The organism is Aeromonas sp. sif2433, from assembly GCF_019218705.1.
Taxonomy (GTDB): Bacteria; Pseudomonadota; Gammaproteobacteria; order Enterobacterales; family Aeromonadaceae; genus Aeromonas; species Aeromonas encheleia.
Genome location: NZ_JAHUXD010000007.1, coordinates 130,066 through 148,750 on the forward strand (window position 1 = coordinate 130,066; position 18,685 = coordinate 148,750).

General features: G+C 61.4%; 18 protein-coding genes and 4 tRNA genes. 14 read left to right on the plus strand and 8 right to left on the minus strand.

Annotated features, from left to right (window positions below; genetic code table 11):
• The first annotated feature begins 6 nt into the window (after window positions 1-6).
• The 3 genes from mutY to mltC all read left to right on the plus strand — a co-directional run bounded on the left by mutY (window position 7) and on the right by mltC (window position 2,555).
• The gene (mutY, locus tag KW825_RS12545; RefSeq protein ID WP_218329408.1) at window positions 7-1,080 is read left to right on the plus strand and encodes an A/G-specific adenine glycosylase; all 1,074 of its coding nucleotides are present in this window, start codon (window positions 7-9) and stop codon (window positions 1,078-1,080) included.
• On the plus strand, window positions 1,077-1,349 hold the full coding sequence (locus KW825_RS12550) for an oxidative damage protection protein (RefSeq protein ID WP_042653148.1): 273 nt from the start codon (window positions 1,077-1,079) through the stop codon (window positions 1,347-1,349). The genes mutY and KW825_RS12550 overlap by 4 nt, the downstream gene beginning before the upstream one ends.
• 105 nt (window positions 1,350-1,454) lie before the next feature.
• Complete coding sequence (mltC, locus tag KW825_RS12555) at window positions 1,455-2,555, plus strand: membrane-bound lytic murein transglycosylase MltC (protein WP_218291567.1); 1,101 nt, start codon at window positions 1,455-1,457, stop codon at window positions 2,553-2,555.
• A gap of 74 nt (window positions 2,556-2,629) precedes the next feature.
• Here the strand turns inward: mltC and KW825_RS12560 are convergent, their stop codons facing one another.
• Entirely contained in the window at window positions 2,630-3,010 is a 381-nt protein-coding gene (locus KW825_RS12560; protein ID WP_042653150.1) for a YgiW/YdeI family stress tolerance OB fold protein, read from the minus strand.
• 241 nt (window positions 3,011-3,251) lie between these two features.
• Here KW825_RS12560 and KW825_RS12565 point away from each other — a divergent pair, with 241 nt between their 5' ends.
• A complete protein-coding gene (locus KW825_RS12565) occupies window positions 3,252-4,259 on the plus strand; it encodes an SGNH/GDSL hydrolase family protein (protein WP_218329409.1) in 1,008 nt (335 codons plus the stop codon).
• Window positions 4,260-4,540: 281 nt separating this feature from the next.
• Window positions 4,541-5,572 (plus strand): porin OmpA, encoded by a 1,032-nt coding sequence (gene ompA, locus KW825_RS12570; RefSeq protein ID WP_218329410.1) that lies wholly within the window; start codon window positions 4,541-4,543, stop codon window positions 5,570-5,572.
• 72 nt (window positions 5,573-5,644) lie between these two features.
• On the opposite strand, the gene KW825_RS12575 is transcribed toward ompA, so the two are convergent.
• The 3 genes from KW825_RS12575 to KW825_RS12585 are packed head-to-tail and all read right to left on the minus strand — an operon-like array spanning window position 5,645 to window position 9,124.
• Window positions 5,645-6,214 (minus strand): membrane integrity-associated transporter subunit PqiC, encoded by a 570-nt coding sequence (locus tag KW825_RS12575; protein WP_218329411.1) that lies wholly within the window; start codon window positions 6,212-6,214, stop codon window positions 5,645-5,647.
• Window positions 6,214-7,860, minus strand: a complete 1,647-nt coding sequence (gene pqiB / locus KW825_RS12580; RefSeq protein WP_218291562.1) for an intermembrane transport protein PqiB — start codon at window positions 7,858-7,860, stop codon at window positions 6,214-6,216. The genes KW825_RS12575 and pqiB overlap by 1 nt, the downstream gene beginning before the upstream one ends.
• Window positions 7,853-9,124: a paraquat-inducible protein A gene (locus tag KW825_RS12585; RefSeq protein ID WP_218329412.1), complete on the minus strand. Its 1,272-nt coding sequence runs from the start codon at window positions 9,122-9,124 to the stop codon at window positions 7,853-7,855. Before KW825_RS12585 ends, pqiB begins: the two co-directional genes overlap by 8 nt.
• Window positions 9,125-9,451: 327 nt before the next feature.
• Here KW825_RS12585 and hfq point away from each other — a divergent pair, with 327 nt between their 5' ends.
• The gene (hfq, locus tag KW825_RS12590; protein ID WP_010675750.1) at window positions 9,452-9,811 is read left to right on the plus strand and encodes an RNA chaperone Hfq; all 360 of its coding nucleotides are present in this window, start codon (window positions 9,452-9,454) and stop codon (window positions 9,809-9,811) included.
• 141 nt (window positions 9,812-9,952) lie between these two features.
• On the opposite strand, the gene KW825_RS12595 is transcribed toward hfq, so the two are convergent.
• The 3 genes from KW825_RS12595 to dapA all read right to left on the minus strand — a co-directional run bounded on the left by KW825_RS12595 (window position 9,953) and on the right by dapA (window position 13,322).
• Window positions 9,953-10,543: an HAD family phosphatase gene (locus KW825_RS12595; RefSeq protein WP_218329413.1), complete on the minus strand. Its 591-nt coding sequence runs from the start codon at window positions 10,541-10,543 to the stop codon at window positions 9,953-9,955.
• Window positions 10,544-10,714: 171 nt separating this feature from the next.
• A complete protein-coding gene (locus KW825_RS12600; protein WP_218329414.1) occupies window positions 10,715-12,355 on the minus strand; it encodes a diguanylate cyclase domain-containing protein in 1,641 nt (546 codons plus the stop codon).
• A gap of 94 nt (window positions 12,356-12,449) precedes the next feature.
• Window positions 12,450-13,322: a 4-hydroxy-tetrahydrodipicolinate synthase gene (gene dapA, locus KW825_RS12605; protein WP_218329415.1), complete on the minus strand. Its 873-nt coding sequence runs from the start codon at window positions 13,320-13,322 to the stop codon at window positions 12,450-12,452.
• Window positions 13,323-13,600: 278 nt separating this feature from the next.
• Here dapA and rsmC point away from each other — a divergent pair, with 278 nt between their 5' ends.
• From rsmC to KW825_RS12645, 8 genes are all read left to right on the plus strand, one after another.
• Window positions 13,601-14,629: a 16S rRNA (guanine(1207)-N(2))-methyltransferase RsmC gene (rsmC, locus tag KW825_RS12610; protein ID WP_218329416.1), complete on the plus strand. Its 1,029-nt coding sequence runs from the start codon at window positions 13,601-13,603 to the stop codon at window positions 14,627-14,629.
• Between the two features lie 139 nt (window positions 14,630-14,768).
• The gene (gene glgC, locus KW825_RS12615; RefSeq protein WP_042653160.1) at window positions 14,769-15,986 is read left to right on the plus strand and encodes a glucose-1-phosphate adenylyltransferase; all 1,218 of its coding nucleotides are present in this window, start codon (window positions 14,769-14,771) and stop codon (window positions 15,984-15,986) included.
• Window positions 15,976-17,442: a glycogen synthase GlgA gene (glgA, locus tag KW825_RS12620; RefSeq protein WP_218329417.1), complete on the plus strand. Its 1,467-nt coding sequence runs from the start codon at window positions 15,976-15,978 to the stop codon at window positions 17,440-17,442. The genes glgC and glgA overlap by 11 nt, the downstream gene beginning before the upstream one ends.
• Before the next feature lie 111 nt (window positions 17,443-17,553).
• Window positions 17,554-17,639: transfer RNA gene (locus tag KW825_RS12625), tRNA-Leu, on the plus strand.
• Between the two features lie 53 nt (window positions 17,640-17,692).
• Window positions 17,693-17,778: transfer RNA gene (locus tag KW825_RS12630), tRNA-Leu, on the plus strand.
• Window positions 17,779-17,825: 47 nt separating this feature from the next.
• Window positions 17,826-17,911 (plus strand) — tRNA-Leu (locus KW825_RS12635).
• Window positions 17,912-17,984: 73 nt separating this feature from the next.
• Window positions 17,985-18,070 (plus strand) — tRNA-Leu (locus KW825_RS12640).
• Between the two features lie 102 nt (window positions 18,071-18,172).
• Entirely contained in the window at window positions 18,173-18,439 is a 267-nt protein-coding gene (locus tag KW825_RS12645) for a late competence development ComFB family protein (RefSeq protein ID WP_218329418.1), read from the plus strand.
• Here the strand turns inward: KW825_RS12645 and KW825_RS12650 are convergent, their stop codons facing one another.
• Window positions 18,440-18,649 carry a hypothetical protein gene (locus KW825_RS12650; protein ID WP_218329419.1) on the minus strand — a complete coding sequence of 70 codons (210 nt, stop codon included), beginning with the start codon at window positions 18,647-18,649 and terminating at the stop codon, window positions 18,440-18,442. It lies immediately after the preceding gene.
• Window positions 18,650-18,685 lie beyond the last annotated feature (36 nt).

Here is an 18,685-nt window from a genome sequence, read left to right on the forward strand (position 1 = left end):
AACAATGTGAGCAACCCAAGCGACACCACCTTCGCCACCCGGATCCTGGATTGGTACCAGACCCACGGCCGCAAGACCCTGCCCTGGCAGCAGGACAAGACCCCCTATCGGGTCTGGATCTCCGAGATCATGCTGCAACAGACCCAGGTCGCCACCGTCATTCCCTATTACCAGCGCTTCATGGCGCGCTTCCCCGACGTGCTGGCACTGGCCGATGCCCCCATCGACGAGGTGCTGCACCACTGGACCGGGCTCGGCTACTACGCCCGCGCCCGCAACCTGCACAAGGCGGCCCAGCAGATCCGCGATCTGCACGGCGGCCTGTTCCCGGAGCAACTGGAGGAGGTGATGGCCCTGCCCGGCATAGGTCGCTCCACCGCCGGTGCCGTGCTCTCGCTCTCGCTCGGCCAACCCCACGCCATCCTGGACGGCAACGTGAAGCGGGTACTCACCCGCTGGCTGGCGCTGCCGGGCTGGCCCGGCCAGAAGCAGGTGGAAAACGATCTGTGGGAGCTGGCGACCCGCCTCACCCCGCGGCTCGGGGTGGCCCACTACAACCAGGCGATGATGGACATGGGCGCCACCGTCTGCACCCGCAGCAAGCCCGCCTGTGTGCGCTGCCCGGTGCAGGTCGATTGCCAGGGGCTGTCGCAGGGCAATCCCACCGCCTACCCCAACAGCAAGCCGAAGAAGAGCATCCCGGCCCGCGCCGGCATCATGCTGCTCATTCGCCACGGCGATCAGTTGTTGCTGGAGAAGCGCCCCCCCCAGGGGATCTGGGGCGGGCTCTACTGCTTCCCGCAGGTGGAGTCAGAGGCCGAGATCGAAGGACGCTTGCAGGCGCTGGGGATGAGCGGGCACGACTATCGGGAACTGTCTGGCTTTCGTCACACTTTCAGTCACTTCCACCTCGATATCCGGCCCTTGCTGATCGAAATGGCTGCCCCCCCGCCCCCGCTGCTCATGGAAGCGGATTCTCGACTCTGGTATAACTTACGCCATCCTGCCGAGGTGGGGTTGGCGGCCGCCACGGCCCGCCTGCTCGCCTACCCGGACTTACAACCACAGAGGTCAACATGAGCCGTACCGTATTTTGTCAGCGTCTGAAGAAAGAGGGGCCCGGCCTGGATTTCCAGCTCTATCCCGGTGAACTCGGCAAGCGGATCTTTGACAACATCAGCAAGGAAGCCTGGGCCGAATGGCAGAAGAAGCAGGTGATGCTGATCAACGAGAAGAAGCTGAACATGATGAACCTCGAGCATCGTCAGCTGCTGGAAAAAGAGATGGTGAACTACCTGTTTGAAGCGGGTGAAGTGGCCATCGACGGTTACACCCCTCCCAGCCAATAAAGTTGTAGCTGTGAGCAAAGAAGAGCTTGGTCATCCGCGGCCATCCCTCCCCTGGCTCACAGCCAATGAATGACGGACGGCCCCGCCGCCCAGTTTGAGGATCTTATGGGTCGAATTTTTTGGCTGCTGTGCGCTCTGCTGTTTCTCTCTGCCTGCTCCTCTTCCCCCAAACCCAGCGGTGAAGACGAGGAGCTGGTCAACGGCAAGGACATTCGCGGTTTCGAACACATGATCAGTGCACTCTCCCATAACGTGAACGAGATATGGGGGCGCGAGGCGCTGTTCGCGGGCAAGTTTGACTACGTCAAATACACGGATCAGTACAAGAGCCGGGCCCACATTGACTTCGCCAGCGGCCACATCATGGTGGAGACCGTCTCCGGGGTCGAGCCCAGCGCCCACCTGCGCCGTGCCATCATTGAGACGCTGCTGACCCCGGACGATCCGGCGGAAGTGGATCTTTACTCCGACCGGGAGATCCTGCCCGGTGGCGAGCCCTTCCTCTACGGCCAGGTGCTGGACAACCAGGGCCAGCCGATCCGCTCCGACTGGCGCGCCGAGCGCTATGCCGACTATCTGCTCAGCACGGCGATGAAGAAGCGCACCCTCGGGATCCGCACCATCTTCTTCGTCGACATTCCCATGGTGGCGAACCATGAGGACAGGCGCGGCTACAAGTACGCCGGCATCATCCGCGATGCCTCCCGCAAGTACGGCGTCGCCGAGAGCCTGATCTATGCGGTGATCAAGACCGAGAGCAGCTTCAACCCCTATGCGGTCAGCCATGCCAACGCCTATGGCCTGATGCAGGTGATCCCGGCCACCGCCGGACGGGATGTCTATGTGCGGGTCAAGGGCAAGAACGGCCAGCCGACCCGGGAGGATCTGTTCAACCCGGCCTACAACATAGACGTCGGCACCGCCTATCTGCACCTGCTGCAGACCGTCTACCTTGCGGACATCCAGGATCCGCAATCCCGTCGCTATGCGGTGATCTCCGCCTACAACGGCGGCGCCGGCGGGGTGCTCAACACCTTCTCCAGCAACCGCAAGGCCGCCCCTGGCATGATCAATCGGCTCTCCCCCGAGGCGGTCTATCAGGTGCTGACCGAGCAACACCCCAAGGCGGAGGCGCGCCGCTACCTCTACAAGGTCAATCAGGCCGAGAAGGGATTCAAGCGCACCGTCGCCAGCCGGGCGGGTTAGGCTGACAGCATGAAAGAGGGCGCTTGATATCAAGCGCCCTCTTCACGTCTGGCCAGCGGGTGTCGGGATTGGCCTTATTTGGCGATGAAGCCACCCTGGCTCTGCGCCGCCGCGCCCACCTTCTCCAGGCTCTCGACCTCCACCTCGGTCTTGTTCCAGCTGTGGTCAACCTCGCCACGGATACTGATCAGATCGTCCGGGCCCACTTCGGTGCCCCGCCACACCTTCTGATCCACCTCCACTTCCACCTCGCCACTGCTGTCCTTGAACAGGTAATTCTCGCCGCCAAGATGCTTGACCAGCTTGCCTTCCAGGGTGACCCACTGGTCATCCGCCACGTCTTTCAACTGCGCGACGGATACCTTGTTCTGCTCCTGCGGACCTGTGTAGGCCGCCATGGTGTAAGAGGAGACGGACATCAGGGCCAACAGACCTATTACGCTTGCTTTGTTCATTTTCATGCTCCTGTCATTGGGGTATGAGGGCATCTTGCCTCGGATTGCGTGAAACAAACGTGAAGCGTCCCCCATCTGGGGGAGTCGAGTGTGACCGTAATCGATTTAATGGGCATGGCTTGCTGCAGAATTTTATTCGGCTGGATACCGTATGACCTGGCAAAACGGGTCCCCAGCCCGCGTTGTCCCATCGAGGAACAGCCTGCAGGCACCCCTGCTTAGACGCAACGAGAACAACGACATGAAGAAATGGTTTGTCTGTTTATTGGGATTATTCGCGCTGACGGCGCAGGCCGCCGAGAGCCGCCCCGCCTTCTCCCGCATAGTGATGTTCGGCGACAGCCTGTCCGATACCGGCAAGATGTACGACAAGATGCGCGGTTATCTCCCCTCCAGCCCGCCCTACTACCAGGGCCGCTTCTCCAACGGGCCTGTCTGGCTGGAGCAGCTGCCCCAGCAGTTCCCGGGACTGAAGATCGCCAACGAGGCGGAGGGCGGCGCCACCGCGGTGGCCTACAACAAGATCTCCTGGAATCCCAAGTATCAGGTCATCAATAACCTGGACTACGAGATCACCCAGTTCCTGGAGAAGGACAGCTTCAAGCCGGACGATCTGGTGATCCTCTGGGTCGGAGCCAACGACTATCTGGCCTATGGCTGGAACACGGAGCAGGACGCCAAGCGGGTGCGCGACGTCATCAGCGACTCGGCCAACCGCCTGGTGCTGAACGGGGCAAAACAGATCCTGCTGTTCAACCTGCCTGATCTGGGCCAGAACCCCTCGGCCCGCAGCCAGCAGGTGGTGGATGCCGCCAGCCATGTCTCTGCCTACCACAATCAGCTGCTGCTTAACTTGGCGCGCCAGCTGGCCCCCACCGGCCTGGTGAAGCTGTTCGAGATCGACAAGCAGTTCGCCGAGATGCTGAGCGAGCCGCAAAACTTCGGCCTGAGCGACACCGAACATGCCTGCTACGGTGGGAGTTATGTGTGGAAGCCGTTCTCCTCCCGCAGCGCCGGCACCGACAGTCAGCTCTCCGTCTTCAATCCGCAGGAGCGTCTCGCCATCGCCGGCAACCCATTGCTGGCCCAGGCCGTCGCCAACCCGATGGCCAGTCGCAGCGCCAGCGAGCTCAACTGTGAGGGCAAGATGTTCTGGGATCAGGTACACCCGACCACGGTCGTGCACGCCGCCCTGAGCGAGCGGGCGGCCGCCTTCATCGAGCAGGAGTACGAATTCATCGCCCAGTGATGAGGCAAAAGGCCGGCGCGCCGTCGGCCTTCATTCTGCCACCGTCGGGCTGGCAAAACTCAATTCATATGACACCCTCTTCGAATTTGAATCAGGCTCACCCCATCCCCTCTAGCTCCACTATGCTGCACATAGTTATCACAATATGTTTTATATCAGTTGCTTGTGGTTTTAAAAAAACGAACTACGTTTAAACATGTTGCGGCCCGACAGAGGCCCAACCCATGAGGTGAGGCGACACAGGTTCGATCTCTCCCACAGACAAATTGCAGAGGCTTCATATGAACAAAACACTGATTACCTTGCTGGTTTCAGGCCTGCTTGCGGCCAACGCTCAGGCAGCCGGACAAGACGATACCTGGTATGGCGGTGCCAAACTGGGTTGGTCCAACTTCTACGGCGTCGACGAGAGCAACAGCATCTCCACGGAAGACAAGGACGACGATGAAGTGGGCGCCGGTGTCTTCGGGGGTTACCAGATCAACCAGAATCTGGGGATTGAACTGGGTTACGACTACCTCGGCAAGCTCAAGTACAACGGCACCAGAAATTCCGCCGTCTTCAACGACTCCGTTGAGGCGCAACTGGCCCAGTTGACCCTGAAGCTCGGCTTCCCGGTGGCTGAGAACCTGGATCTCTATGGCCGCATCGGTGGCGGCTATGGTTGGACCAGCAGCGACAACCTGGACAGTGACAACGACTTCACCTTCGTCGGTGCACTCGGTGCCGAATACGCCTTCAACCTGGATTGGGCTGCCCGCCTCGAGTACCAGTACAGCTCTCCTTATGGCAGCCGTGACGACACCGGCCTGCGCATGGACAACGGCCTGCTCTCGCTGGCCGCCGTCTACCGCTTCGGTCAGGTAGCGGAAGCGATACCGGTCGCCGCCCCGGCGCCGGCGCCGGAACCCGTAGTGGTCGACAAGCAGTTCACCCTGAGCTCGGATGTGCTGTTTGACTTCAACAAGGCGACCCTCAAGCCGGAAGCCGGTCAGGCGCTGGATACCCTCTACAACGATATCGAAGCGGCCAGACCCAAGGATGGCTCGGCCACCGTCATCGGCTACACCGACCGCCTCGGCTCGGACGCCTATAACCAGAAGCTGTCCGAGCAGCGCGCACAGACCGTCGCCGACTATCTGGTTGGCAAGGGACTGCCCGCCGGCAAGGTCAACGTGGAAGGTCATGGCGAGAGCTCACCGGTCACCGGCGACAGCTGCAGCAGCGGTACCAAGAACGAGCTGATCGTCTGCCTGGCCCCGGATCGCCGGGTTGAGGTCAAGGTGCAGGGGGTCTCCGAGGTTCAGCAATAACCTCGCCCCATCCGCAACAGATAACAAAACGGGAGGCCCAGGCCTCCCGTTTTTCATTCCATCATCCGGCGATCAGGCGCGCTTGCGCAGATCCGCCGCGATCTGATCGAGCAGCTGTTGCCAGCCCTGTCCCAGTTCGTCGACCAGCGGCCCGTAGCCATCATCAGGCAGAATCCGCACCTGCTGGAAGGGCATGTCCCGCAACACAGTGCCCTCTTCCGTCAGCAGCCGCCAGCGACCGCTCAACACGGCACGACCGTCGTGCCGCCCCTGGAAGCGCTCGACCGAGATGGTCAGGACGGGTCCCTTGCGGGCCCCATCCTGCCGTATCACCCAACCCGGCAACCGGCTGGAGAGGCCGTTCAGGGTCAGCTGGTTCAGCTGACCGTCGAGGGAGCCCGCCCAGCGATGGTATTCGGCGAAATGCAGCTCGTTGCCGGCCAGCTGATAGACCAGGCTGGCCTTGTCCAGCTGCCCCGACAGGGCCACGGGACGCAGCACCAGCTGATGCTGCGGCTGTGCCGCCACGGTCGGGGCCGGCTGATTATCCGTGTCGAGCGAGTAGTAATGCAGGCTGGTGGGGGCCGAACCGCAACCCGCCAACAGGCCCAGCAAGGCCAGGCTCATCATCCGTTTCTTCATCATTTTCCTCGCTTGGGCTCAGGATCCTGGGGATGGGCGCGATCGAAGATCAGCGAACTAGGCTGCTCATTCAATGAATGCACCAGGGGTTGCAACTCACCCATCAGCTGATTGAGTGACTGCACCGATTGGCGCAGCTCCTGATTGGTCTGGGAGCCGGCGTCATAGGCCTGCAGGGTCTCCTGCAACTGCTTGAGGCTCTGGTTGAGAGAGACAGGCAACTGCTGGGTCGCACTCTGGCCGGTGAACTGCTCCAGATTGGCGCTCACGGCCTTGATGTGCTTGAGCGTCTTGTCCAGGGTCACCAGGGTGCTGTTGACCTGGGTCAGGGTGGTGCTCATGTCCATATCGACGAACTTGTCGAGGATGAGGTTCACCTTGCGTTCGATCTGATCCAGCCCGGCCTGCTCGGTCGGGAACACCTGATAGCCCGCCAGCTTTATCGGCTGATAGGGGGGGGCATCCGGGTAGAAGTTGAGATCCACCACCTTGCCACCGGTCAGCAGACTGGAGGTCTTGAGGGTCGCCCTCAGCCCCTCCTTGAACTGCTTGCTGAACAGGGCACGCCACTGCTCCTTCTCCGCATTGGCATAGCGATGGGAGAGCCGCTGCACCTCGATCCGCGCCAACACGGGAATCTGGCGATTCTGGAAGATCTGCACGCCCTTGTCGTCGATGAGATAGGGGGCCGAGATGACGGTGCCGACCCGGATGCCGCGATACTGCACCGCCGCACCGGGGTGCAGGCCACCCACGTCACCCTCGAACAGGAAGACGTAGTCGATGAACTGATCCAGGCTACCCGCCAGCACGCTCGCTTCATCCTGGAACAGGACGAACTCATCCTGCTGCTTGACCGGTTCGCCGGGCGTCCAGCCTGGGGGCAGCCCCATGGTGATGCCGCCATCGAGCAGGCTCTCCAGCGAGTCCATCTTGACCTTCATCCCCTCGCTGCTCATGGAGACCTCGAAGCCCGGCGTCAGCCAGAAGCGGGAGTTGCTGCTCACCAGGATGTCGTAGGGGGCATTGATGAAGAGCTGGTACTTCATCTCGCTCTTCTCGGGCAGGAACTTGGCCTCCTCTACCTGGCCTATGGTGAAGCCCTGGTAGCTGATGGGCGAGCCCACCCCCAGTGCCCGTGCATCACGGCTGGTGAGGGAGAGCCGCAGCCCCTTGGCATCCAGCGAGGCCAGCGGCGGTATGTCCAGCATGGCATATTCACCGCGCGCCCTGCCCTTCTTGCCGGGGGAGAGCTCGATGTAGGCGCCGGAGAGCAGGGTGCCGAGGCCGGAGACCCCTTCCCGCCCGACCCTGGGCTTGACCACCCAGAACTGGCTGTCCTTCTTGAGCATGCCGGCCGCGCCGTTAGTCAGACGGGCCTTCAGCACGGCGTGGCTGTAATCCTTGCTGAGCTCTACCGCCTCGATGCGGCCAACTTCCACCTCACGGGAACGGATCACCGTCTTGCCCGCCACTATGCCCTCGGCGGTGGCCACGGTCAGGGTGAAGCTGGGGCCCTGCGAATACCAATGCTGGAACAGCATCCAGGCTCCGATGAACAGGGCCAGCATGGGCACCATCCAGATAGCGGCGGCCGAGCTCAGGAAGTCCGAGCCGGGTTTCCACCTTTTCTTACGCTCACTCACGTTCGCGTTCTCCTTGTTGTAAATCCCAGATCAGGCGGGAATCGAAACTCATGGCGGCCACCATGGTGATCAACACTACCCCGGCAAAGGCGACGGCCGCGGGGCCCGGATAAATGGTCATCAGATTATCGAGCCGGATGAGGCCTGCCAATATGGCCACCACGAAGACGTCGATCATCGACCAGCGCCCCACAAATTCGGTCATGCGATAGAGCTTCAGCTTGCGCAGCGGCGAGTCACCCTGACCGCGCTGCACCATGTAACAGAGCCACAGCAGCGCCAGGATCTTCACCAGCGGCACCACCACGCTGGCGATGAAGATGATGGCGGCTATGGGATAGGAGCCCATGCCCCACAGCAAAACCACCCCGCCCAAAATGGTCGAGGGGCTGTCGTCCCCCAGGAAGACGGTGTCCATGATGGGATAGAGGTTGGCGGGGACATAGAGGATCACCGAGGTGATGAGCAGCGCCCAGGTGCGGTTGAGGCCACCGGGCTTGCGCTGATGCAGACGGTCGCCACAACGGGAGCAGGTGTCGGCATCGGCGTCGCTCAGGGCGCCGCAGATGTGGCAGCCCACCAGCCCGGACTCCATGGCACCGGCCTCGGGATCCAGCTCCCGCGCCTCGGTCGGGCCAAACAACCGCTGCCACAGCCACATCCGATCCAGCGACGAGATCATCTTGATGAGCAGCAGGGTGTAGCCAACGAAGGCCCAGAACGACAGCCCCATCTTGATATCCGCCATGCCCATCAGCTTGACCAGGGAGATGAGCACCCCGATCAGGAAGACATCCACCATCAACCAGGGCTTGATCCGGCACAGCAGGCGGCCGAGGGAGCGCAGGGCATTGCTGTGCATCTCTTTATCTAGGCGCCACAGCACCAGCATGATGGAGCCGACATAGACCAGTGGCAGGCCGATCAGGGTCAGGCTCAGCACGGCCCCCAGAAACAGGTAGCCCTGCGCCACCAGGGTGGTGATGCACTGCAGGAAGGTCATCTCCTGCCCCACCCCGTGGGATGAGAACGACATGAAGGTGAAGGCGTTGGAGAGCCCGAACATGATGAGGGCAGCGAAGCCATAGGCCAGCGGCCTGCGCTCCTGCTGTGGCAGATGCTGGCTCAGGGTATGACCGCAGCGCGGGCAACTGCTCGCCTCCCCCACCGCCAGCGTGGTCGCCGGCACCAGCAAGTCGCACTCTTCGCAGGCCGTCGCGTCGTGGGTATAGGTGATTGGGTGTTGGTGTGAAACCGGATGCAAGATAGGACCCCAGCATGAGGCCGCAAACGGCCAGAGGCGCCAATTATTGCAGCCACCGCCATTAACCACCAGCCCTGTTCATGTACAGAACCTTAAGCGCCGCGAGATACATGCCAATACTGCGCTACGGGGCAAAGGTGGCGTTTGAACCAGTTCGGCCCGGCATCAAGGGCTCAAAGGGGCATATTTATCTGCCGTTTTGCTAAAGTACCCGCACATCCAGCCCTGTTCACCGGCGCTTTCGTGGCGGGGTAGAGAATGACTTTGACAAGCCAGTGGCCATTTAGCACAATCAAACGCCACTTTTTTTCCGCGGGACAATAATTTATGACAACTGAATCCCCAAGCTACTCTACGATTGAGCAAGCCTTCTCCCTTGGGAACGGGCAAGATTCTGCCCTTAACTGGTTGCGCAAGAACCGCAGTCAGGTCGCCATCTTCCTGGTGAGCGGCATCAAGCTGGAAGGGACCATCAGCGGCTTCGATCAGTACAGCGTGCTGCTGACCGATGCCCATGGCAACCAGCAGCTGGTCTACAAGGCCAAGATCTCCACCATCGCCATGCACTCCGGTCGCCCGGCGGTCAGCATCCAGCGGGCTCGCAAGCCACGCGTCTCCATGGCGCCGCGCCCCCATGGCGCCCCGAGTCGCTATGACGACAATCAGGGCGGCAGCAGCGAGCAGTGATGCTTACTCCCTTGCCATCCTGAGCCAGCCCCCTCGCTACGTCAGCCAGTGACGAAGCGCATGTCCACTCTCATGTTTATCGCCTGTCCCGTATGAGAGTGGACTTTTTCCATGCCTTGACCGGGCAATAGCCCCATCCACTCAGTAGCTCAAGCCGACCGGTTCTCCTTCCCTGATCATGCAAACCTGCATCCCTGCGGCCTCACCGGCCTGGGCACCTATGCCCGTATCCTCGAACACCAGACAGCTGCCAGGCTCGACCCCGAGTCGCCGTGCCACCAGCAGGAAGGTGTCCGGATGAGGTTTATGCAGATCCACGTCATCGGCGGTGACCACCACGGGGAAGTAGCGATCCAGTCCGGTGTTGCGCAGCACGGCCTCGGCGTTGGTGCGGGGAGACCCCGTGCCTATCCCCATGGGGATCAGGCCGTGATAGCGCTTGACCAGCTCCAGCATGGCCGGGAAGGGGGTCGCCTTGTGCAGATTGGCCACGTAATGCTCCGTCTTGCAGCGGGTCACGATCAGCGGATCCAGCGCTATTTGCTGCACCTCGGCCACCAGCAGCGCGATCTTGCGGCTGGGCATGCCACCCAGCTCATAGAACCAGTCGGCATCGAACTGGAAGCCAAACTCGCGGGCGCAGTGCTCCCAGGCGGCCAGGTGCAACGGCATGGAGTCCACCAGGGTGCCGTCGAGGTCGAAAACCAGGCCTTGAAATCCGGATAGGGTCATGGTGCAGGATCTGTCTTGTGAAAATGGGCCCCCATTCTAGCCAGAGCCGCACCTCATCGCCATGAGCCAGATGGCGGGAAACGCTTGCTCCCACATTTCTGGCTGGTGGCGGACCCAACCGCTCGCCGTGAGCGGGCTGAGGGCTGCGATAAAGAAGGTAAGCCTGAGGGCTCAGCGATAGGCCAGGGTGCAGGCCCGTCCCTGTGACTTGGCATCATAGAGCGCCCGATCCGCCTGCTCGGTCAGCGTCTGCCAGCCCTTGTCCGATGAGGGGATCAGATAGCTGAAGCCGATGCTGACCGTGAGCGTCGCCGCCACTCGGGAGGCCGGATGCGCGATCTGCAACCGCTCGAGCCCCTGGTGGATCTGCTCCGCCAGCAGCTCCGCCTCCCCCGCCTGCGGGGCGCACAGCAGGATGACGAACTCCTCGCCACCATAGCGGGCCACCAGGTTGGTTCGGCGCCGCTCCGTCTCCTGCAGCAGGGCCGCCACCTGTTGCAGGCATCTATCCCCCTTGCCGTGGCCGAAGTGATCGTTGTAGGACTTGAACTCATCCACGTCGATCATCAGCACCGCCAATACCCCCTGATGGCGGCGAGCCCGCTCCCACTCCCGCTCCATGGTGATGTCCCACTGCCGGCGGTTGGCGATCCCGGTCAGGGGATCTTCCAGCGACAGCAGGGAGAGCCGCCGGTTCGCCTCCTCCAGCTCCCGGTTGGTATCGGCCAGTTGCCGGGTCCGTTCCAACACCCTGAGCTCCAGCTCCCGGTTGAAATGCTCCAGCTTGGCCTGGGTGCGCTGGCGGATCAGCAGTTGGGAGAGCACGGCGGCATACTGCTTGAAGATCTCGCTCTGGTAGGTCTTGAGCGGGCGGCGCCAGAGCAGGTTGTCGGCGGCGATCCAGCCGATCGGGGTGGTGCCGTCCCACAACGACACCATGGCATTCCAGCCGCGCCCCACCACCTGCTTCTCGTAATAGAGCGGGGCATCCTCCAACACCAGCACATAGTCTTTGCGGCGCAGCGCCTCCTGCACGGTGGGATGCTCCGGAATGGGGCTGACAAAGTGATGCTCATCGATGAGCTCACCCGCCTCGTTGGTGCCCCAGGTGCCGTGCATGGTCTTGAACTCCTTGTCGATCAAGAAGATGGCGATACGATCGAACTGCAGTTCCTGCCGTGCCAACGCCACCGCATCGTGCAGCAGCCGCTCCTCGCTGTCACAGCTGGAGAGCTTGACCCCTACCTGGTGCAGCGCCTGCAGCATGCTGAGGAAGGAGTCCTGCAGGGCCTGGCTGCGGACGAGATCGGCCTGGGTATGCCGCCGTTGATCCCGCTCCAGATCGACCTGGCTGGCCAGCCGCCTGCTCTCCAGCTCGGCGGCGAGGTAGTGCATCAGCAGCTGGATGCTCTGCTGCTGGCGCCGCGGCAGGCGATCGAGACGGCGCCGGGTCTCCAGGTAGAGCACGGCCTCCAGCCCCTGGTGACGCTTGAGCGGGAAGCAGGCACGCAGACGGGGAGCTTCCGGCTCGACGCTGTCCCAGACCGCCTTGGTGGGAGCTATCTGCTCCACCAGCAGTTGACCGAGATCGAGGGAACGTTCGATGAAGAGGATTGGGAGATCGAGGGAGACGGGCGAGTCGGCATTCAGGCAGAGCAGCCCCAGCTCGGGCCGGTAGCAGTAGAGCTGGGGCGTGGGTGCCCGCAGCCACAGGTAGATCTGCTCGGCTTCGGTCTTTTCTCTGACCGCCGCCAGCGTCACTTCACAGAGGTGTTCAAAACTGGTGAAGTGCTCCGGATCCCATTCCTGCATGCCTGCTCATCCTTGGTTGTATCCAAGCGAGTATATCGGCAAAGCCAGGCCATTAACTGACCTGGCACTCAAAAGCGCGATCCAGAGCCCAGTTTTACAACAAGTTCAAGGCCTGCATGGCCTCGCGGATGCGGGCACGGGTCGCGTCCGACAGCGGCATCACCGGCAGACGGCACTCCTCGCTGCACAGACCCAGCAGAGAGACGGCGTATTTGGCGCCGGCCGGGCTGGGCTCGAGGAACATGGCCTGATGCAGCGGGATCAACTTGTCCTGCAGCTCGCGCGCCGCCTGCCAGTCACCGGCCAGGGTCAGGTTCTGCACCTCGGCCACCAGCTTGGGGGCCACGTTGGCCGTCACCGAGATGCAACCCTGGCCACCGCCGATGTTGTAGGCCACGGCGGTGGCATCCTCGCCGGAGAGCCAGGCAAATGGCGCCTTGATCAGCTGACGCTCAATCCAGGGGCGGGCCAGATCACCGGTGGCGTCCTTCACCCCGGCGATGCGCGGCAACTCGGCCAGCCGGGCCAGGGTCGCCGGTTGCACGTCGACGATGGCGCGCGGCGGTATGTTGTAGACGATGATCGGCTTGCTGGTGGCGTCATGGACCGCCTTGAAGTGGTGGAACAGCCCTTCCTGGTTGGGGCGATTATAGTAACCGGCCACGTGCAGGGTGGCATCCGCCCCGGCCCGCTCGGCATGCAGGGTATATTCGATGGCCTCGACCGGGTTGTTGGAGCCGGCACCGGCGATGACAGGCACGCGACCCGCCACCTGCTTGACCACCAGCTCCACCACCCGGCAGTGCTCATCGTGGGTCAGGGTCGGGCTCTCCCCCGTGGTGCCGACCGGCACTATGCCGTGCGTCCCCTGCTCTATGTGCCACTCCACCAGACGAGCCAGTGCGGCCTCATCCAGCTTGCCCTGACGAAATGGGGTGATCAGGGCAACTATCGAACCTTGAAACATGGGATTTCCTTCTCCTAAACGTATGGATTGGCCAATAAAAAGCCCCGGTACTGGGGTCGCTACCGGGGCTGGAATCGTCTCAGGGATGAGAGGTTACGCGCGCACGTCAGCAGGCCCGGGGGTCAGGCTTTGTTTATGCTTTCGTTTCGATACACGCAGCCGCATTGCATCATCTCTGGGTAAATAAGGTGTCTTGGCATATTTCGGGAACACGGCATAAATGTCAAGGCGAAAGCGGCCATGTATAATGGCCGCCCAAAATTGCGTGGAGAGACCCAATGAGCCGTCCTATCAGTGCCGTCAGCCAGATGCTGGAACGTAACCAAGCCCTCTTTGTCGGCAAGCGGCTATTGATCTGCGGCGCCCTGGAGGATGACTATCCTCGCCAGCTGGCCGAACTGACCGCTAGCCTGACGGTCTTCACGACGGATTATTGCTACTACCTCAGCCAGCAGGCCACCCTGGGTGACAACATCCTGTTCGATCACCAGCTCGGCGGCGCTCCCCGCTTCGATACCCTGCTGCTGCTGATGCCCAAGGCCAAGGCCGAGGCGCAGTACCTGCTGGCCATGATGACCCCCTTGCTGGAGGCGGGTGCCGATCTGCTGCTGGCGGGCGAGAACAGAGGCGGCATCAACGGGGCCGACAAGCTGCTGGCGCCCTATGGCGACCGGCCCATCAAACGGGACTCCGCCCGCCGCTGCTCCCTCTATCATGCCGAGCTCGGCAAACCGGTCGCCCCGTTCGAGCTGGACGCCTGGTTCAGTCGCTATGAGTGCCGGGCCGGGGCAACGGATCTGACCGTCATGGCCCTGCCCGGGGTGTTCAGCGCCGACGGGCTGGATCTCGGCAGCCAGATGCTGCTGGCCAGCCTGCCCCCCCTGCGGGGCAAGCTGCTCGACTTCGGCTGTGGTGCCGGCGTCATCGGCTCGGTGCTGGCCAAGCGCAATCCCGAGTTGACCGTCAGCATGGTGGACATCAGTGCCCTTGCGCTGGAATCCAGCCGCCGTACCCTGGCCGTCAACGGCCTGCAGGGACAGGTCTATGCCTCCGATGTCTATTCGAATATTGCCGAAAAATTCCAACATATCGTCTCGAACCCCCCCTTCCATGCCGGGCTCAAGACCTTCTATGCCGCCACCGAAACCTTCCTGGCCGAGGCACCGGCCTTCCTGACCGCCAACGGCTCCCTGACCGTAGTCGCCAATGCCTTCCTGCGATACCAACCTATACTGGATACACACTTCAAACGGACCGAGGTGATCGGCAGCGATGCCAAATTCAGGGTGTATCTGAGCAAAGCGTAAATAAGTCTAACTGTTGTAATAAAACCAGTAGAGAGTGCCAGATGGGATCTGATAAGGTATCAGGAAAACGATTTCCACCCCTTTAGGGGTGTTTTTTTGCAGCAAGTTGAAAACCTTTTCAAGCAGGGAGATAGAGAAGATGGCAGGCATATTGACCATGATTCTGGCGGGGGGAGAAGGCACTCGCCTCCAGCCGTTGACCACCACTCGCAGCAAGCCTTCTGTGCCCTTTGGCGGCAGTTATCGCTTGATCGACTTCGTCCTCAACAACTTCGTCAACGCCGACTTCCTGCGCATCTATGTGCTCACCCAGTTCAAGTCCCAGTCCCTCTACCTGCACATGAAGAAGGGCTGGAACATCGTCGGCATCACCGACCGCTTCATCGACCCCATTCCGGCCCAGATGCGGATGGGCAAGCGCTGGTATGACGGCACGGCAGACGCCATCTATCAGAACCTGCGCTTCATCGAGACCTCGGATCCCGAGCATGTCTGCATCTTTGGCTCCGATCACATCTACAAGATGGATGTCAGCCAGATGGTCACCTTCCACAAGCAGAAGGCCGCCGCCATGACGGTGGCGGCGCTGCGGATGCCCATCGCGGAGGCAAGCGCCTTCGGGGTGATCGAGGTGGATCAGGAGGGGAGGATGATCGGCTTCGAAGAGAAGCCCAAGCATCCTAAGCACATCCCCGGGGATCCGAGCCAGGCCCTGGTCTCCATGGGCAACTACATCTTCGAGACCGAGACCCTCTACCGCGAGCTGAAGCGGGATGCCGCCGAGGAGAACTCCAGCCACGACTTCGGCAAGGACATCATCCCCAGCCTCTACCCGCGCACCCCTGTCTATGTCTACGACTACAGCACCAACGTGATTCCGGGCGAGAAGCCCAATGTCTACTGGCGTGACGTGGGCACGCTTGACTCTTACTGGCAGGCGCACATGGACCTGGTCGCCGACGACGCCCCCTTCTCGCTCTACAACCGCAAGTGGCCGCTGCACACCCATTATCCGCCCCTGCCGCCCGCCACCTTCATCGACACCGATGAGTGCAAGGTCAAGATCGCCAACTCCCTGATCGCCGGCGGGTGTTTCATCCAGGGCAGCCAGATCCAGCGCTCCATCCTGGGGTTCAGCTGCAACATAGGGCCCTGCAGCCACATCAGCGAATCCGTGCTATTGGGGGATGTGAAGATAGGTGAGGGCTGCTCAATTCGGCGCGCCATCATCGATAAAAACGTTGAAATTGCACCCGGCACCGTGATCGGTGAGAATCTGGACCATGATCGAGAGAGGTTTACCGTATCCGAAGGCGGTATCGTCGTGGTACCTAAGGGAGCAAGAGTTGGCTATTAACCCACTGAAAATCCTGTTTGTTGCCTCGGAGGTTGAGGGGCTGGTGAAGACCGGGGGCCTGGCGGATGTGGCCAGAGCCCTGCCACTGTATCTGGCCCGGCAGGGCCACGACGTCCGCATCATCCTGCCCTTCTACAAGACACTCAAGCGCCGGGACGAGGCCAAGCTGATCGCCTCGCGCTGGCTGCCGACCCCGTCGGATCGGGCGGATATCAGCTACCGCATCTATCAGCTGGAGCTGGACGGGATCTGTGTCTACCTGCTCGACTGCCCGCAATATTTCGAGCGGCCCCAGCTCTATGCCGAGAACAACCAGGCCTATCCCGACAACGGCGAGCGTTTCGCCTTCCTGGCGGCGGCGGCCCTGCACGCCTGCGAGCAGCTCGACTTCGCCCCCGACATAGTGCACTGCAACGACTGGCATACCGGCCTGCTGCCGCTGTTGCTCAAGACCCGGCACGCCCATAACCCCTTCTTTCAGCACACCCGCTCGGTGATCAGCATCCATAATGCGGCCTTTCAGGGGGTGTTCGATCGCCCGCAGTTCTGGGCCGTGCCCGAGATCACCGACTACGAGCAGCGCATCAGCTACGACTACGGTCACATCAACCTGCTCAAGTGCGGGGTGCTCTATGCCGACAAGATCAATGCGGTCAGCCCCAACTACGCCAGCGAGCTGCTGACCCACCTGGGTGCCCACGGCATGGCCAGCGTGTTCCAGCAGCGGGCGGTCGACCTGCGCGGCATTCTCAACGGCTGCGACTATCAGGATTGGGATCCGGCGTTCGATGAGCTGCTGCCCGCCACCTATGATGGCGACAACCTCGCCGGCAAAGCCGTCTGCAAGCAGACCCTGCAGCAGGAGACCGGCCTGCCCGTCGCCGAGTTGCCCATTTATGGCATGGTGTGCCGCCTGACCGAGCAGAAAGGGGTGCACCTGCTGATCCCGACCCTGGACAAGTTACTGCAACACCAGGTGCAGATGGTGATCGTGGGTTCCGGCGATCCCTCCCTCGCCGCCCAGCTGCAAGCCATAGCCGCGCAACACCCGGACAAGTTCGCCTTCATCAACGCCTATGACGATCGGCTGGCCCACCTGGTGGAGGCCGGTGCCGACTTCTTCCTGATGCCCTCCCTGTTCGAGCCCTGTGGTCTCAACCAGATGTACAGCCTCGCCTATGGCACCCTGCCGCTGGTGCGGGCGGTCGGCGGCTTGAAAGACACAGTGGTGGACTGGGCGGCCGACCCTGCACTGGCCACCGGTTTCTGCTTCAACGATCCCACCGCCAGCACCCTGCTCGATGCCATGCGCCGCAGCCTGCTCCATTACCTGCAAGATCCCGTGCGTTTCGCCCAGGTGCAGCGCAATGCCATGCACACCCGCTTCAACTGGGCGGACTCGGTGACCCAGTACGAACAGATGTACCGGGATGCGCTGGCCTCTGTTCGGCGCTGATTTGCTGAAGTTTTGTGCCCTTAACACGGCTTTACCCGTCAACAGCGAAAAAAGTCACCTTTGGCTGTTGACGCCCCCCCAAAACTCTATAAAATCCCCCACCGCAGTGATGCGAAGGTGGCGGAATTGGTAGACGCGCTAGCTTCAGGTGTTAGTGTCCCACGGATGTGAGGGTTCGAGTCCCTCTCTTCGCACCATACTGCAACATGCTTCATCGGTGGCATGTAAAATAAGATTGATGACCCAATGTGCGAAGGTGGCGGAATTGGTAGACGCGCTAGCTTCAGGTGTTAGTGTCCCACGGATGTGAGGGTTCGAGTCCCTCTCTTCGCACCATGCTTTTATCGGACAGCATGTAAATCCAGACTGATAACCCAAGATGTGCGAAGGTGGCGGAATTGGTAGACGCGCTAGCTTCAGGTGTTAGTGCCCCCCGGGTGTGAGGGTTCGAGTCCCTCTCTTCGCACCATGATTCTGACATGTAAAAACAGAGCGATGCGTTCCAACCGCATTTAAAAATAAGCTGGAGAAAAAAACAGTGTGCGAAGGTGGCGGAATTGGTAGACGCGCTAGCTTCAGGTGTTAGTGTCCCACGGATGTGAGGGTTCGAGTCCCTCTCTTCGCACCATCTATTATGCAAAAGGCCCATCACGCAAGTGATGGGCCTTTTGTTTTTGGCCTCGCCGTGGCTATGCTCTTGCTAGTCCAACACCATCAACAAGGACGCCCGATGATCCTGGATACCGACATTCACAACTTCTATGAGCAGCTGGTGCTCAAGGAGATAGAGAGACAGGGATTGAGTCAGACGCTGAGCCCCCACCAGCTGGCCGATCTCTGCTGCCTGACCCTGAACCAGCTCCCCTCTCACTACATCCGCCACAACGTCGATATGATCTACTTCATGACCGAGGCCCAGCGCACCGAGATGGAGCAGAAGGTCATCGCCTCGCTTCGACTGGCGCACGAAAAAATCCAGGCAGTCCCCTCTCGCTGACTAGAACCAGGACTGCTGCCAGAGCAAGGCCACGACCCCGGTCATGCCGGCGACGGGCAGCAGGATCAGCACCGGCCTCAGTTTGGGTTCCAGCATGACCCAGGCCGCCAGCACAAAGCCCAGACTCCATACCCCGTACGCCTTGTCCTGACCCCAGCCCAGCACAGCCAGCAAGCCCGCCAACAGCAGGCACCTCACTATCCAGATCATGGTGAACATCCCTTTCGCATCATTCGATAACGATTA